General features: G+C 39.2%; 12 protein-coding genes. All 12 read right to left on the bottom strand.

The features are described from left to right. Positions 1-32 precede the first annotated feature (32 nt). The 12 genes from dacB to LG329_RS11300 all read right to left on the bottom strand — a co-directional run bounded on the left by dacB (position 33) and on the right by LG329_RS11300 (position 16040). Positions 33-1583: a D-alanyl-D-alanine carboxypeptidase/D-alanyl-D-alanine-endopeptidase gene (dacB, locus tag LG329_RS11355; RefSeq protein ID WP_404450927.1), complete on the bottom strand. Its 1551-nt coding sequence runs from the start codon at positions 1581-1583 to the stop codon at positions 33-35. 261 nt (positions 1584-1844) lie between these two features. Then, the gene (locus tag LG329_RS11350; RefSeq protein WP_404450926.1) at positions 1845-2723 is read right to left on the bottom strand and encodes a pentapeptide repeat-containing protein; all 879 of its coding nucleotides are present in this window, start codon (positions 2721-2723) and stop codon (positions 1845-1847) included. A gap of 680 nt (positions 2724-3403) precedes the next feature. After that, the gene (gene glmS, locus LG329_RS11345; RefSeq protein WP_404450925.1) at positions 3404-5206 is read right to left on the bottom strand and encodes a glutamine--fructose-6-phosphate transaminase (isomerizing); all 1803 of its coding nucleotides are present in this window, start codon (positions 5204-5206) and stop codon (positions 3404-3406) included. Positions 5207-5708: 502 nt separating this feature from the next. Continuing rightward, complete coding sequence (locus tag LG329_RS11340) at positions 5709-7499, bottom strand: S9 family peptidase (protein WP_404450924.1); 1791 nt, start codon at positions 7497-7499, stop codon at positions 5709-5711. A 129-nt stretch (positions 7500-7628) separates the two neighbouring features. Continuing rightward, positions 7629-8297, bottom strand: coding sequence for an ABC transporter ATP-binding protein (locus LG329_RS11335; RefSeq protein WP_404450923.1), 669 nt, complete (start codon positions 8295-8297; stop codon positions 7629-7631). Next, positions 8297-9382: an ABC transporter permease gene (locus LG329_RS11330; RefSeq protein WP_404450922.1), complete on the bottom strand. Its 1086-nt coding sequence runs from the start codon at positions 9380-9382 to the stop codon at positions 8297-8299. The genes LG329_RS11335 and LG329_RS11330 overlap by 1 nt, the downstream gene beginning before the upstream one ends. A 78-nt stretch (positions 9383-9460) precedes the next feature. Then, positions 9461-10840 (bottom strand): sensor histidine kinase, encoded by a 1380-nt coding sequence (locus LG329_RS11325; RefSeq protein ID WP_404450921.1) that lies wholly within the window; start codon positions 10838-10840, stop codon positions 9461-9463. Between the two features lie 70 nt (positions 10841-10910). Then, complete coding sequence (locus LG329_RS11320; protein ID WP_404450920.1) at positions 10911-11582, bottom strand: response regulator transcription factor; 672 nt, start codon at positions 11580-11582, stop codon at positions 10911-10913. A 131-nt stretch (positions 11583-11713) separates the two neighbouring features. Continuing rightward, complete coding sequence (gene glmM / locus LG329_RS11315) at positions 11714-13057, bottom strand: phosphoglucosamine mutase (protein ID WP_404450919.1); 1344 nt, start codon at positions 13055-13057, stop codon at positions 11714-11716. A gap of 93 nt (positions 13058-13150) precedes the next feature. After that, positions 13151-14383 (bottom strand): YbbR-like domain-containing protein, encoded by a 1233-nt coding sequence (locus tag LG329_RS11310; RefSeq protein WP_404450918.1) that lies wholly within the window; start codon positions 14381-14383, stop codon positions 13151-13153. Beyond that, entirely contained in the window at positions 14376-15197 is an 822-nt protein-coding gene (gene cdaA / locus LG329_RS11305) for a diadenylate cyclase CdaA (protein WP_404450917.1), read from the bottom strand. The genes LG329_RS11310 and cdaA overlap by 8 nt, the downstream gene beginning before the upstream one ends. 192 nt (positions 15198-15389) lie before the next feature. Continuing rightward, positions 15390-16040 carry a zf-HC2 domain-containing protein gene (locus LG329_RS11300; protein WP_404450916.1) on the bottom strand — a complete coding sequence of 217 codons (651 nt, stop codon included), beginning with the start codon at positions 16038-16040 and terminating at the stop codon, positions 15390-15392. Positions 16041-16042: the final 2 nt, after the last annotated feature.

Genomic DNA, 16042 nt, shown 5'->3' with positions numbered 1-16042 from the left:
AATGCGGCTGCTTCAAGTATAGTTCGGTTTTATTATTCAAAATCGTGTTCCGCTAACGTAGTAGCAATTTCATCCTGAATCTCAGTCATCGATCCATCTATATAATTGTTCATCATCACAGAAAAGATTAGCTCTTCACCGTCTTTAGATGTGACATATCCAGAAAGTGTGCTGACTCCAGTCAGTGAGCCAGTTTTAGCTGTAACATTTCCTTTCGTGGAATCACCTGTCATTCGACCACGTAGTGTCCCACCTACCAAACGCTCTGACATACCCGCCACCGGCAGTGATTTCTCAAATACCGGGAACCAGCTTTCATCCTGTATTTCATATAGGAACTTGGTAAGCTGTTCTGCAGGAATTAAATTTTTATGAGACATACCCGACCCGTCACGCAGCAAAACTGTATCCGTATCCACCCCAAATTCGGAAAGTTTCTCTTCCATGACCTCAATTCCTTTATCCCAACTACCTTCTCCGTGAACGAACTTGCCCATTTCCTTTACAAGAACTTCTGCATGACCATTATTACTTAGCTTCATGAATGGGATGTAAAGATCCTTCAGCGGCATCGATTGTTTCGATGTAAGAACAGTTGCCTTTTCAGGTGTAACACCTAACTTGACTGTTGAGTTTCCAATTAACTGTATACCCTGTTCTTCCAATGCCTTTTTGAAGACATCTAACGCATATCCTGTTGGTTCCCATACTGATCTCCATACCCTGGATTTTGAACCATCTAGCGGAATGTTTCCTTCTATTACGATATTATTTGTTCCGTGTATACGTTCGATGGAGATATCCTTCGATTCGCCTCCGCTAACGGTTTTTGCTTTATTAACTATAGTTAAATAGTCTGTCTCCGGTATTAGCTTTACTTCAGGGCTTGCACCGGCTTTTTCTCCTGGATACACTTCTACAATAACTGTTCCAGCATCGTAATCATCATTCGGAGCAATGGTCAATGCAGAAATCTGTGCTCCCGTGTAATACGACTCATCATCCCAGTTCAGATCCGTGGATAGTCGAACATCATCAAACCAGTTATCGTCCCCGATTAAATCACCTTTGATCTTATGGACTCCTTTCTCTTTCAACTCTTTAGCGAATTGAATTAAATCTTTCTTCATTAGCGTTGGATCGCCTTTCCCTTTCAAATACAAATTACCCTTAAGGACCTTGCCCTTCAATTTACCATCAGTCAAAACTTCAGTTGAGAAGCGGTAATCCGGTCCAAGTACATCCAGTGCAGTTGCACCAGTCATTATTTTCTGGTTGGAAGCCGGATGAAGGCGAATATCCCCGGAATGCGAATAAAGAGATTCACCACTACTCGCACTTCGGATGCTTACTCCAGTAAGAGCACCCTCAAGACGTTCATCATTTAATATTTCATCAACCTTTTCACTTAGCTGTGTAGATTCATTGGATGCAACTTCTGCGGATTCTTCAGATACTACCTTTTTTGTGTCATCTGAGGCTATCACAACCGATGTGTTTTCTTCCATTGTCAAAGGCATTAATGCAAGTATTGCCATTAGAAAAATGAGGAAAACCTTATTCAAATTGCCTTTACGATTCATTGCACGTCCACATCCTTATAAATTTTCGTATATTTCAGTAAATTATACCATCTATCGATTGAAATGTAACTTATTCAGTGAAAAATCATTCTTTTTAACTACATAAAGTGAAACTTCATGCATTGGGGGTTTTACTGCCCGTCAAACTGCGACAAAAAGTAATGTAAAACTTATGGTACCCCATTAACAATTAAATAAAAATCCCAATCTCTTATTTGTAGCACATGGAGATTGGGATGTCTTAAGTTATTTTATTTGTTTTTATTGTTCAAAAACACACCAATGATTTGGACGGGTAAGTGATTGCGGTAATTTTGTATGTGCATCGCCTTTCGCCGAGTTAATCTGAACTTGAGTGAGAAAGATACTTTCAGTGAGATTAGCTCCTCTTAGGTCGGCGTCTCGTAAATCAGCCCCGATAAAGTCAGTCACTCTTATGTCGGCTTCCCGGAGGTCAGCAGCAATAAGTAATGCTCCTCTTAAATCGGCTCCTCTAAGATCAGCACCTCTTAAATTTGCACCTAAAAGATCGCCCCCTCGTCGGTCGACTTTCCGACTTTTTTTGGAAGGCTTCAGTTGGCGACGTGACTCGGCCCGGACTAATTCACTTGTCCTTAAAAGGAGATTGTTTACTCCTTCTCGATGTGATGGAACATCTAATTCCATGAGTGAATCCGGTTTAAGTTGAGTAAGTCGTTCCGTTTCTGCCAGAGCGAGGCTAATCTCTCTATGAATCGAACGAGACGCTCTGAACGTCAAAGCTTCAGTTAGATACCAGAGCATCTCATGAAGTTGTTGCATAATAGGGAGTACATCGAACATTTTCTTCGCCGTTTCTGGACCTTCACGCCAACCGACTCCTCCAAAAGTAACTTGGGAAACCTTTTGTCCTGCGCCAAAGCAGTCAAAAACAGTACAACCTTTAAATCCCTGCTCTCTAAGGTCCTTGTATATGCCGCAACGGAAGTCCGATTGCAGATTAGGGCAGGGCTTACCAGCATCTTTATCAATTGCAAAGTCTGCCGAAGCTGAGAAGTTTAGCCCAACACAACACAAGCCAAAGCAGTTCTCGCAGTCAGCACGCAGATTTTCGCGTCTAATGTCGTGTTTGGAGTTCGGATATTCATTATTCTCAAACAATACGTGCACCTCCTTTGCTTCCGTATTTCTTAAGTACTATTGATATATAAGTTTTTATAGGATAAAGAGTTTGTATGTTATCTCACATGTGGTAGTGGATGTCTTTCAATTTTCTTATATTATCATTGAATGATTTTTCAGTCAATTATTGATTTTATCCCGAAATAAGTCTTAGTAAGGATGCCTGTTGAATAAGTATCTATTTTTAAGGCTCTTTTCGTAAGCAATGTTGCTTTTCATCTTCATAGTTGATAAATTGCGACGTAACTGATGGTTGCTTTCCGCTGCAGGGTCTTCAGACTCGTGCTATTCCCGCAGGAGTCAACTTTCCTCCGCTCCAATCAACTGCCATAATAGGAAAGGAGCTATATAATACTGCTTCCAGACACCATGTTAGCGAAGGAAAAACACGGAGACTCCTGCGGGAAAGCGAAGTGATGAGACCCCGCAGTGAGCGTTCTTTGCGATCGAGGAGGCTCAGCGCAAGCCCGCGGAAAGCGTAGTGATTTTTCCGTAGCGGTCGCAGGACACTGAACATGATCTTTGGTTACTTCACAGTTTATATCTATTCCTTCAAGACCCTTTCCCTGCCGGTCGTAGATACTAAAAAAACTCTGATGTTGTAATCACATCAGAGTTCTCTTTATCAGGTACACATCTATGTATACCTGATAATTATACTATTCAACCGTTACACTTTTTGCGAGGTTGCGTGGTTTATCAACATCACAATCACGATGTAATGCTGCATAATAAGCCAAGATTTGTAATGGAACTACACTAACAAGCGGTGTTAATAGCTCATGAACGTGTGGTAAAACGAAAGCATCGTCGTCTTGTTCTAGACCGCGCATGCTGATTACCATTGCGTTTGCTCCGCGTGACACTACTTCTTGTACGTTACTACGGATTGCATAATTCACGTCTTCTTGTGTTGCAACTGCAATGACTGGTGTACCTTCTTCAATTAAAGCAATTGTTCCGTGCTTTAATTCGCCGCCAGCAAAACCTTCTGCTTGAATGTAGGAGATTTCTTTTAGTTTTAATGACCCTTCAAGACAAACATAATAGTCACTGCTGCGACCGATGAAGAATGCATTACGTGTTGTTTCTAAATAGCTTTTCGCAAGATCTTCAATAGTTTCTTTTTGATCTGTTAAAATTTCCATTGCGTTAGCAACAATTGCAAGTTCCTGCATTGGATCAAAATCTAAAGATAAACCTTTTGCCCTTGCGGAATCCACTGCTAATATCGCTAGTACAGCAATTTGGGCGGTGTATGCTTTAGTTGATGCTACTGCGATTTCTGGTCCTGCATAAAGATTTAACGTGTAATTTGCTTCACGAGAAAGGGTGGATCCTGGCACGTTTGTAATTGTAAGTGCTGGATATCCCTTTTCTTTAATTCTTACTAATACGGATCTACTATCAGCCGTTTCACCACTTTGTGAGATAAACACAAACAATGGTTTTTCTGATAGTAATGGCATGTTATATGAAAATTCACTTGCTACGTGAACTTCGACTGGAATATTCGCTAACTTTTCAATGAAATGCTTTCCAACTAATCCTGCATGATAACTTGTTCCACAAGCTATGATATAGACACGGTCACAGGCTTTCATTGCTTCACGGATATCGTTATCAAGCTTTAATTCGTTATTTTCACCTTGATATTCTTTAATAATTCTACGCATAACAAATGGTTGTTCATCGATTTCCTTCAGCATAAAGTGTGGGTATGTTCCTTTTTCGATATCACTCACATCGATTTGCGCTGTAAAAGGTTTACGATTAACAGGAGTTCCATCAAGCTTCTGAATTTCAACAAAGTTACGGTTAACAAGTACAACCTCTTTGTCATGAATTTCCAGATACTGATCTGTCTCTTTAAGGGTTGCCATTGCATCGCTAGCAATAACATTGAATCCATCGCCTAAACCAATCAATAATGGGCTTTTATTTTTTGCCACATAAATGATGTCTTGATCTTCACGATCGATTAATCCAAGTGCATATGAACCCTTTAATAGGCTAACAGTTTGACGAAAAGCCTCAGCCGTATCCTCGTATTTATCAAAAAACTTCTCAACTAATTGTACAATTACCTCTGTATCCGTTTCACTGACAAAATTCACATCTTGTAGATGGCTATTTTTTAAGTCCTGGTAGTTTTCAATAACTCCGTTGTGAACGATTGTAAAGCGACCTGAAGTGCTTTGGTGTGGATGCGCGTTTTCAACACTTGGCACGCCATGGGTTGCCCAGCGTGTGTGACCAATTCCCATTGTGGCATGTGTTGTCTCGTCTACACGCTCTTGAAGCGCTGCAATACGTCCTTTTACTTTAAAAAGATTCATTCCATCATCGTTTAAGATAGCAATCCCAGCGGAGTCATATCCGCGGTATTCCAGTTTTTCAAGCCCATTTAATAAAACTTCTTTTGTATCGTTTTGTCCGATATAGCCTACTATTCCACACATAATGTGTATCCTCCTTGAACGGAAGGGGCAGACAAAAAACCTGTATTTATATAATACTGGGGCGTTTTACTGCCCCTTTCTCGTGGTCGTTTAATGTTTCATCTTGCCTTATTCATTTGGCCAACAAGTTGCCTCATTGTTTTTTGAATAAGGTATAACGATTGAGATGTGCAATCGGGAGGTATCCGCCGAAAAAATCGATAATCCTCCTCCTCGTCAACTATTCATTGTGAGTCGTCTCTGTGAATAGTTCAGGCGCTTTTGTTGCTATTTGGTTTACGATGCTCCTTTCTATTTTTGACTAAAGTTTCCCTGTGAATGATTTATCCAATCACAATACACTATATTTTAACCGATAAAGAATTGTTTGGTCAATGGTAATTTTGTGTATGTTGTTATAAGTGTATGTTTATACAACTAAAATGTTCAAATTATATATTCCACTCAGCAAAACTTAAAAAGCAGGTCGACCATTTCTTTGGTTAACCTGCTTTTAACTTTCCTACCCTTTATGCTTATCCAAAAAATCTAACATCCGTGAATAAGCATTGATTTCATTTTCTTTTTTCCAAAATCCGTGTCCCTCATCTTCCATTACAAAATACTCCACATCACGACCCTTTTCTTGAAGCTTTTCAACAATTTGATCGGACTCTGCTTTCACGACACGTGGATCTTTTGCCCCTTGAATCACCAGCATAGGCTTTGTCATCGTATCCAGATACGTTACTGGTGAATCTCGGATAAAGCGTTCCTTATCTCGTTCTGGATCTCCAATCCATCGTTCCATAATTGGCTTCCAGTGATCAGGAACGGAACTAACAAACGAAAATAAATCAGATGGGCCGAAGATGTCGACACACGCTTTGAAATATTCTGGGTGACGACCATGAAGTAAAAGTGTCATATATCCACCAAAACTACCTCCAACCAGAAATAGTTTGTCCCGGTCGGTAATTCCGTTTTCAAATAGCCACTCGATACCCGCTACACAATCGAGTCTTGGTCCCTCTCCCCAGTCCTGCTCTACCAGTTTTACAAAAGATGAACCATAACCCGTGCTACCTCGGAAATTTGGAGCAAAGACGCTATAACCTCGGTTTAAGAAGCATTGAAATAACGAGCGGAATACTTTTCTTTCTGCTGCTTGTGGCCCACCGTGCGGCCAGAAAATCGTATGACCATTATCATTATCTGGCCTTGCTTTAAATAATAATGCTTCCATTTCCATCCCATCGAATGACTCGTAAGAAACGACTTCTGGCACTACCATTTCTTCCCCACTAACACCTAAGACTGTATTATTCGTAAGCCGCTTCCAGCTCAAACCATCAGTTGATTGGTAGATATTGTGCGGAATCGTAGCGCTTATCCCCAGCACAAAAAGCGAACCCGATTGTGTCACATTCAATTGGTTGATTACATCGACTGGTAGACTTAGTTCTTCTAAGTCGCCTGTTGCTAGGTCATATTTATATAAATAATCTGCTACTCCCTTTTCAGTAAGGATAAAAAGAGTTTGTTTATGTTTATCAAACTCTAAAGTTTTCACACTCTCTCCTTCAAGTGAAACAACTGACGAAAATTGCTTTGTTTCTATATCAAAACTTGCTACATAGCTGTATTCGCTATCATAATCGGTAGCGAAGTATATGGTAGAATCATCTACAAAAATAGGATCAAACGTGATGTGAACTTTCTTAGCGTCAGGTGTAAGGTTGTATTCCTGATCATCCACTTTCACAAATCCAGTTACATACGTATTAGCATAGGACATCAGGTATGCAAACTTCTTCTCATCATTTGAAACGGCAGCTAAGTTGGTAAGTGCATCTTTTCCTGAATGAATAAGCCGGTCAGATTGACCCTCCAAATTACGTACATGTGTGTTTAGAAAAGATTCATTTCCGTCAGATGTCATGTAATAAACACGTTTTCCATCCTCGCTTAAATGCGTAAAAAAGAATTTATCTTCAGAACTTCCAGTTATAAGCGGCTGTGGCAATCCACCCTCAACAGGTAAAGCATAAATTTGCTGGTTCTCATCACCGTCCTGGTCAAAGCCTGACAGTACGTAACGATTATTCGGATCAAATTGAATAAAACTACTTAACTGTTCCTGGTGAGCAAAAAGGTATGGAAATGTATCTGGTAAATCCATTGCCCACAAATTCATTTTTCCATTTAGATTTGCATTGAAAATAAGACGTTTTTCATCCTTGCTTACTGCAAAGTTTGTAATAGCATACGTGCGAAAGAATTGCTCTACAGTCGGTTTCGGAAATTGCATCATCATAGTCCCCCTGATTTGTTTGTTTCTATGAAGTTCTAAGATGTTTGAATTGTTAAATATCAGTATACCTTATATTTATTCGCTTTGATAGGGTCTGATGAATGGCGAATCATATTTATGGATAAACACTTATACCAGCCTGCCATCCTTAATCGTGATCACACGATCACATAAGTGCAGCACGCGTTCATCGTGTGTAACCATGATACCCGATTTATTACGGGTTTTTATTTCATCTGCCAGCATTTCAACAACTTCTAATCCACGCTTTGAGTCCAGACTTGCGGTTGGTTCATCTGCAAAAATAATACTTGGGTCATTCATGAGTGCCCGTGCAATTGCTACACGTTGGCGTTGCCCGCCTGAGAGCTCACTTGGAAAATGATCAAGGCGCTCACCAAGTCCGAAATGTTCAAGCAAATCTTTTGTCCGTTTTTCTGTAGCCTTTTTACTCAAGTTTCCTAGTTTACCGATCAAGCCAAGCTGGTCCTTAATCTTTAAATACGGAACAAGGTTTGCGGATTGAAAGATAAATCCTAGTTTATCAAGACGTAGCTGTGTAACCTTTTTAGAGGATAAAGATGATAGATCTTTATCCGCAATCCGTATCTGTCCACTAGTCGGAGTTAACAATGCTCCCGCTATTGACAACAGTGTACTTTTCCCGGAACCTGATGGGCCAATAATTGCTACAAATTCACCCGCTTCAACCGCAAGTGACGCCTGGTCAATTGCTTTAAATTCCTTTGGGCCGTCGTGATAGACTTTGGTGACATTATCCATTTCTAGTGTTTTCATTAATTAGCTCCTCCTTCAATTGCTCGGATTGGATCAATTTTCACAATTTGAATGAGCGATAATAAGGATCCAATAACCGTAACCACCAACAATACAGTGGAAAACTGCAGCATGTTCGCGATGTTCAATTGAAACGGTAAATCATTCGGAAATAACGCCGCTGCGCCATAAGTTAAACCAAGTGCTATGCCAATACAGATTACCGATAGTAACACGACTTGTGAGATCACGTTTCGTATTAAATAGGATGTTTTCGTACCTAACGCTTTTAACACACCGAATTGATCTGTTTTTTGTAATGTTAAAACGTAGAAAAATACAGCTAATACAAACGTACCTATCACAAATAAGAATACAATCATCATGTTAAGTGATGCCTGTTCCTGCGAGTAACCCGGTATCCCTTTTAATAGTTCATCCTTTGTCAAAATATCGTAGTTTCCTGAAAGCTGATTTTTAACAGCATCCATGTTGCCGTCTTTAACCTGAAGTGCTACTGCACTGATTTTTCCATCAGTTGTGCCAAGTGCATCACTACTCACATATGCAACAGGTGTGTGACTAAACCGAGATTGCTCAGTAAACCCAACTACAGTAAAAGTTTGATTAAAACCACCTATTTTCAGTTCATCACCAAGGTTGACCCCTTCCTGCTTCATAGAATCATCTAAAATTAATTCCGATGCTCCAGTTGCCGTTAAAGATTGTCCACTCGTTACCGCTGGCATTAGCATGCTTTCTACATCAGTCATGAATAATGCAACGTCAATTTTCTGGTCTGAACCTTTTTCAGATGCGCTTGTCATATTGACTGAAAGGGGTACCGCTGTTTCAACACCATTTGTTTCTTGAATTGCGTCCAACTTTCCCGCTGAAAATACCGATCTTGTAATCCGGTTCTCAACGTCTTTTTCCAGTAACACATAATCTGCCGGTAAATTTTGTATTGCAGAAGCATTGTCTGCTGATAGTCCTTTTGCCAATCCTGATATTATAAAAATCAACATTGCAATTAGCACCATAATAACTCCGATTAATATATACCTGAATTTTGCATGTAATAATTCTCTTATCGCTAAAAACATAAAAATCGCTCCCTCCTAATCACTACACCCATAGCTTACATAGGTAATATGAATAGAAGATGAACGATTGATTACTTTTTACTTTTTCGGCAGGAACACATGAAAGGTAGATCCTTTTCCTATCTCACTTTCTACCTCAATAGTTCCGTTGTGGATTTCGATTATTTTCTTCACAATTGCCAGCCCAAGTCCAGTGCTCGCTTCACTTCTGGTTCTCGCTTTATCCACTTTATAGAATCGATCAAAAATCTGCATTACATCTTTTTCTGACATTCCAATACCAGTGTCTTCAATGTACGCATGAATACCATCTTTATCTTCTTCAGTTGTAATTGATATCGTGCCACCGTTATCTGTATAGCGAATCGCATTTGTCACTAGATTCATCCATATTTGTTGAATTAAATCAGTTGATCCAGTGATTTTACCTGCATGTAAATTTAAATCAATGATTAGGTCTTTCTCTCGCCACTGCCATTCTGTCGTCGAAACAACATCCTTAATCTGATCATCAATGGATACAGGGAATGCATTGTTTCCACTTTCGTCATGGTCGAGCATCGATAGTGTAAGTAACTGTCTACTTAATAATGATACACGTTTGCTCTCTTTTTCAATAATTGTTAAATAATGATGTCGCTCCACATCCGTCATTTCTTCATCTCTTACCAATTCGGTAAAGCCTTGAATGGAGGTTAATGGTGACTGAATCTCGTGTGAGACATTGGAAACAAACTCTTGCCGTTTTGTCTCCGTCTGTTCCAAACTATCACTCATTTTTGAAAAATCCCGTGCAAGTCGTCCAATCTCATCTTTACGATTAACATTCAGTTTCATGTGATAGTTCCCAGCCGCTATTTTCTTTGTTGCCTCGGTTAATCGCTTAATTGGTTTTACAATATAGCTTGTACTAATTAACACTAATAAAAATGAAAAGATTAGCGCCAATGTAAGTAACGCTGCAAGGAAAAACCGCATTTCTCCAAATTGCTGCGAAGTGTTCGGACGGACAAATAATGCATAGTTTTTTCCATTTACATCAAGCGGAACACCAATTGTATTCTTCAATTCATTATCAAAAAAACCAGTTACAAAAGGCTTCCATGGATAATTTTCAACCCCATGATAAACTTCACCTTGTAAAACTTTCTCGACGCTAATAGGGTCTAAATTTTTTATTCGAAATGGATCACCATATACCTGTCCATTTCCGGAATCATCAACTAAATAAAACTTGTAGCCTAGATCAGTCATTCCTTCCAGATAAGTTGAAATGTCCTGCTTATTATTCGATTTATAGATATCTACAATATTCTTACTGATGTGGGTGATTTTCGCATCATTCTTTGGCTTTAAATAATTTTGGTAATAAATATTCGATGCGAAAAAAGCAATGATAGCACTCGCAATCATGATTGCCATCGTCACCACAATGATCCGTACATACAGTGTTCGCACAGTAATTCCTCCATAATCTTCGTTTTGTTGCAGACTACTCCACTAGTATGAACAGAACATGAACAGGTTGTTACACCTGTTCAAGCTTGTAGCCCACACCGCGTATTGTTTTGATAGAAAAGTCATGGTTACTTTCAGCAAAACGCTCACGCAAACGTTTAATATGTACATCAATTGTCCGATCATTTCCGACAAAGTCATTTCCCCAAACCAGCTCTATTAATTGGTCCCTTGTGAAGATTTGATTTGGATAATTCGCCAGCTGTGCGAGTAGCTCAAATTCTTTTAACGGTAAAATAACTGTTTTTCCATTCGCTCGTACTTCATAGCTTTTCCGATCTATTACAGTATCACCTATGTGAATGATTTGTTCGTTCATCACTTGGAACCTTCTAAGCAAAGCTTTAATCCGGAATAAAACTTCTTTCGGTTCAAAAGGCTTCACGATGTAATCATCCGTTCCAGCCGTATATGCCTTTTCCTTATCAATCAGTTCACCTTTAGCAGTCAGCATGATGACCGGGATGTCGTAGTATGTTCGAATTTCTTTACATAGTTCATAACCGTCCACATGTGGCATCATAATGTCTACCACTGCAAGGTGAATGGTTTGTTCTTCTAATTGTTCAAGTGCGGCTTGCCCGTCCCCCGCTTCAATTGTGCGATATCCTTCTTTTTGCATATAAAAACGAAGCAGTTCTCTGATGTGTGGATCATCATCTACTAGTAAGATAGTAATCATTATGACGTCACTCCCATGCATATTTGATTTAATATTATCATATTATAGAGCGTGGGGAATGACTAGGGATTATATAATGTAGCCAACAAAAAAAACTGCCCCCACTTGGGGAGCAGAATTCAAATACATGTTTATTTCATTCCCAATAAATCATCAATTACGGCTACAACGCGATCTGCATATCTTTCGCAGTCTTCTTTAGTTGATGCTTCAACCATTACTCGGACAAGTGGTTCAGTACCTGATGGACGAACAAGCACGCGCCCTTGGCCACCCATTTCTTCTTCCACTTGATCAATCGCTTCAAGGATCTTAGGATTGGTTAATGCATTTTTCTTATCGGTCACTTTAACGTTTTTCAGTACCTGAGGGAAAATTTCCATTTCTCCTGCTAGTTCTGATAAAGGTTTTCCTGTTTCTTTTAACACATTTACAAGTTGTAATGCAGATAATAGGCCATCACCAGTTGTGATGTAATCAAGGAAAATAATGTGTCCTGATTGCTCACCGCCAAGGTTATAACCACCTTTACGCATTTCTTCCATTACGTAGCGGTCACCAACTGCTGTTTTGTCACTGCGCATACCATTTTCCTCTAATGCTTTATAGAAGCCCAGATTACTCATAACGGTTGATACAACCGTATTATGATGAAGATGTCCCTTTTCATTCATATATTTAGCACAGATATACATAATCTGGTCGCCATCAACTAATTGACCTTTCTCATCTACAGCAATTAAGCGGTCACCATCGCCATCAAAAGCAAGACCTATGTCAGCACCTTTATCTGAGACAAATGCTTGCAGGGTTTCTGGGTGCGTTGAACCTACACCATCATTTATATTCAAGCCATCTGGAGAGCTGCCAATGGTATAAATATCCGCTTCAAGATCAGCAAATAAATGAGATGCTAAGCTTGAGGTAGAACCATTTGCACAGTCTAATGCTATTTGCATACCTTCAAATTCATTATCCACTGTTCCTTTTAGGAAGGAAATATATTTTTGTCCGCCTTCAAAGTAATCATTAACCTGTCCTACATCTTCGCCAATTGGGCGTGGTAGAAGATCTTCACTATCCATTAACTCTTCAATTTCTTCCTCTTGTTCATCGGTTAATTTAAATCCGTCCGGACCGAAAAACTTGATTCCGTTATCTTCTACTGGATTATGTGAAGCTGAAATCATGACACCAGCTTCGGCTTTCGTTGCTTTCGTCAAATATGCAACACCAGGAGTAGAAATAACGCCTAGACGCATTACTTCAGCACCAATTGATAATAAGCCAGCGACCAATGCACCTTCTAACATTGGCCCTGAAATTCGTGTATCCCGACCAATTAAAATCTTAGGTTTCTTTGTTTCTTTTGTTAACACATATCCACCAAAACGTCCTAGTTTAAATGCTAATTCCGGTGTTAACTCTTCGTTCGCTATCCCTCGGACACCATCTGTACCAAAATATTTACCCATGCAGTACCTCTCCTTTTGTTCCCATATATCCCTGTATTGTTGCCTGAGATTATTATTACAACTTATGAATTTTTTGTAATTGCTGGAACAGCATTACGTAATTTCAATCGTGACTTTTTCCATTTCAGCTTTAACTGTAACATCTTCTGGTCCTTGAATCGTTATGGGTACCTGATGTTCTCCTACTCCAAGCCCCTCTGCATCAACGACTAATTGAATGTCTTCTGCTTTTAATTCACTAATACTTTTTTCGGATCCAGCTACAACCACATTCATCGTGGCTTCACCTGGATTAATAAACGATATATCTTGTCCATCATCAAGGTTCTCAACATCGATTCCGACATCATTAATCGTTCTTGCCCGCTCTAATTCAATTACTACTTCAACTACTTCCGTCTTTGGAACACTTGCACCATCTGGTAATGTTAGTTTTGTTTCGATTGTTTGAGATTCAGTTATATCTGATAAGTTTATTTCCTCTGTTGAAACTTTTTCAATACCTTCCAATACTGCACTCGTTGCAAAAACCTCTACTTCGTCGACATTAGCCTTAATAGAAGAAAGCTTATAATCTTCAGGTAGCTTACCGGTTGTAGGAACAGCTACTGGAACAGTTTTACTCGGGTTCAACAGTTCCGCTGAAACAATCACATTCTGCGGCTCTATGTTTACGTTCAATTCATTTCCTTGGCTATCATATACATTCACTGGTACTTCTCTACTATTAATCGATTCCTCTAAGCCAGCTACATCAACAAATACCTTTACAATACCAATTCGATCGATGATTTCATTCGAGCTTGTAATGGTAACGGTTTTCGGTTCAACTTCAGAAGAACCAAGTTCAAATCCATCTGGAAGCTTGTCTGTATTTATAAAATCAACGTTCACACTAAACTCTTCAGATGAACGCTCTTCAATCACCACATCAATTTCTTTAGGTTCAATATATACACCTAGGTTATTAGGCACATTTGCATATTTGACTTCAACTGTATGTTCGCCCGCACCTAATTCTTCTAAGTCGACATATACGTCAAAACTTTGTTGGCGAACAGCCGGGACCAACACACCTGGGCTTCCCTGAAGTTGAACAGTAACATACTCAGGTACACCGCTAACAACATATTTTTCTTCATTAATTTGAATATCAACTGGGAAATTTTCAATTGTTTCGATGTCGTCAGAATCATTTAAGGAAAACCTGGAATCGTTCTCTGATTGATTGTCATATAAGGTTAAGGAAACAAATACATATAGCAAAATAGCAAATGCAAGCGAGATAATACGAACAAACCATTTACTTTTAAACCAATTATCCATTCTTTCTTCCCCTCCACTTCCATGACTTTGATTCAGGGGCTTTTACCGATAATGATAAATTTTCTCGTAAGAGTTCTCTTAGTGTATTTAAGTCTAAATCACGGTGCAGTTCGCCATTTTTTGTACAGGATACATTACCAGTTTCCTCCGACACAATAATCGTGAGTGCATCGGTAACTTCACTAACCCCCATTGCAGCGCGATGTCTCGTACCAAGCTCTTTTGAAATAAAAGGACTTTCTGATAATGGCAAGTAACATGCAGCAGCAACAATTTCTTCCCCTCGCATAATAACAGCACCATCATGAAGTGGGGTATTCGGTGTAAAAATATTGGTTAATAACTGATGTGTTAGCTTCCCGTTTATTGGAATTCCTGTTTCGGCATAATCACCAATTCCTGTTTCACGTTCTATAGTAATAAGAGCACCGATACGGCGTTTTGCCATATATCCGCAGGAATGTATAAATGCTTCTATCGTTTGTTCCAATATTTCTTCTTCGGATTTTGTATTTCTTGAGAATATATTGCCTCGACCAAGTTGCTCTAGTGCACGTCTTAACTCAGGTTGAAACAAAATAATAATAACTACAAATCCCCAACTTATTGCATAATCTGTTAACCATTGAATGGTTTGTAAATTAAAAACAAGACTGATTATCCAAACAAGTAAGATAACCACAATTCCTTTAAGTAGTTGGATTGCTTTTGTACCGCGAATAAGCATGATTAATTTATATAATACATACCAGACGACAGCTATATCTACGCTGATACGCAATATGTCTAAAGCATCTAATCCCCCGTCAAGCATGTTTACACATCCTTCTGTCCATAGGTTCTTATTTTATCTTATTTCGTAATGGTTATTATTATATCATATTCTGCTGTTAAACATGCCAGTAATAAGGATAAAATTTACATAGATGAAACGGCATAACGTTACACTTCCGGATAAAAAAAGGAGCCTTCTGATATAGCAGAAAGCTCCAAAATTAGGGGGGCATTAATTAACCCATACTTGACCAAGTGAGAAGACAGCTTCGAATATTTCCTTCAAATGATACCACATCCACTCAAACACCTGATCAACTTGTTCAAAATCTCCATTAACCTTACCGACTGACGCCATTAGTCCTTCGCCATCAATCGAATCATCTATTAAGTTACCGTTGAATAGGGTTACATTCCCATCAACTGTACCATCAATTTTCAGATTACCGTTTTTAACTACCAAATCTCCAGAAACTGTGACACCCTCTGGCACAATCACGGTATCGCCTTTAATAACCAAATTCTCTTGCTTGGAAACAACTAATTCACTGCCTTGATTCCATGCTGAAAGTACGCTACTAAACATGAAAATAAAAAATATAGCAGCAGCTGTGACAACTGGGTGCGCCTTAAACCAGCGCTTATAGCTGATTCTTCGCTTTTCCTTTGGTAGTTTATCCATCACACTTTTTGTAAAGCCTTCGGGGGCGGGTAATTTCTCGGCACTCTGTACCCAGGTAATTGTGCGTTTCAATTCATGAAAGTGCTTTTGACAATCCTCACAAGTTTCCAAGTGCCCTCGTAACTCTGTTTCTTCTGGTTTGGTTAAATCACCATCTAAATATTTATGCATAAGCATGATAGCTTCTTTTTCGCAATTCAATT

Source organism: Virgibacillus necropolis (assembly GCF_044793635.1).
Classification (GTDB): Bacteria; Bacillota; Bacilli; order Bacillales; family Amphibacillaceae; genus Virgibacillus_F; species Virgibacillus_F necropolis_A.
The sequence above is the reverse complement of the archived record's forward strand: the minus strand, read 5'-3'. Positions and strand labels throughout refer to the sequence as shown.

What these genes read in the sequence shown, in the direction of transcription:
- dacB (WP_404450927.1), bottom strand. Translation starts at nt 1,583, where the DNA reads ATGAATCGTAAAGGCAATTTGAATAAGGTTTTCCTCATTTTTCTAATG.
- cdaA (WP_404450917.1), bottom strand. Translation starts at nt 15,197, where the DNA reads ATGCTTGACGGGGGATTAGATGCTTTAGACATATTGCGTATCAGCGTA.
- LG329_RS11320 (WP_404450920.1), bottom strand. Translation starts at nt 11,582, where the DNA reads ATGATTACTATCTTACTAGTAGATGATGATCCACACATCAGAGAACTG.
- LG329_RS11310 (WP_404450918.1), bottom strand. Translation starts at nt 14,383, where the DNA reads ATGGATAATTGGTTTAAAAGTAAATGGTTTGTTCGTATTATCTCGCTT.
- LG329_RS11335 (WP_404450923.1), bottom strand. Translation starts at nt 8,297, where the DNA reads ATGAAAACACTAGAAATGGATAATGTCACCAAAGTCTATCACGACGGC.
- glmM (WP_404450919.1), bottom strand. Translation starts at nt 13,057, where the DNA reads ATGGGTAAATATTTTGGTACAGATGGTGTCCGAGGGATAGCGAACGAA.
- LG329_RS11340 (WP_404450924.1), bottom strand. Translation starts at nt 7,499, where the DNA reads ATGATGCAATTTCCGAAACCGACTGTAGAGCAATTCTTTCGCACGTAT.
- glmS (WP_404450925.1), bottom strand. Translation starts at nt 5,206, where the DNA reads ATGTGTGGAATAGTAGGCTATATCGGACAAAACGATACAAAAGAAGTT.
- LG329_RS11330 (WP_404450922.1), bottom strand. Translation starts at nt 9,382, where the DNA reads ATGTTTTTAGCGATAAGAGAATTATTACATGCAAAATTCAGGTATATA.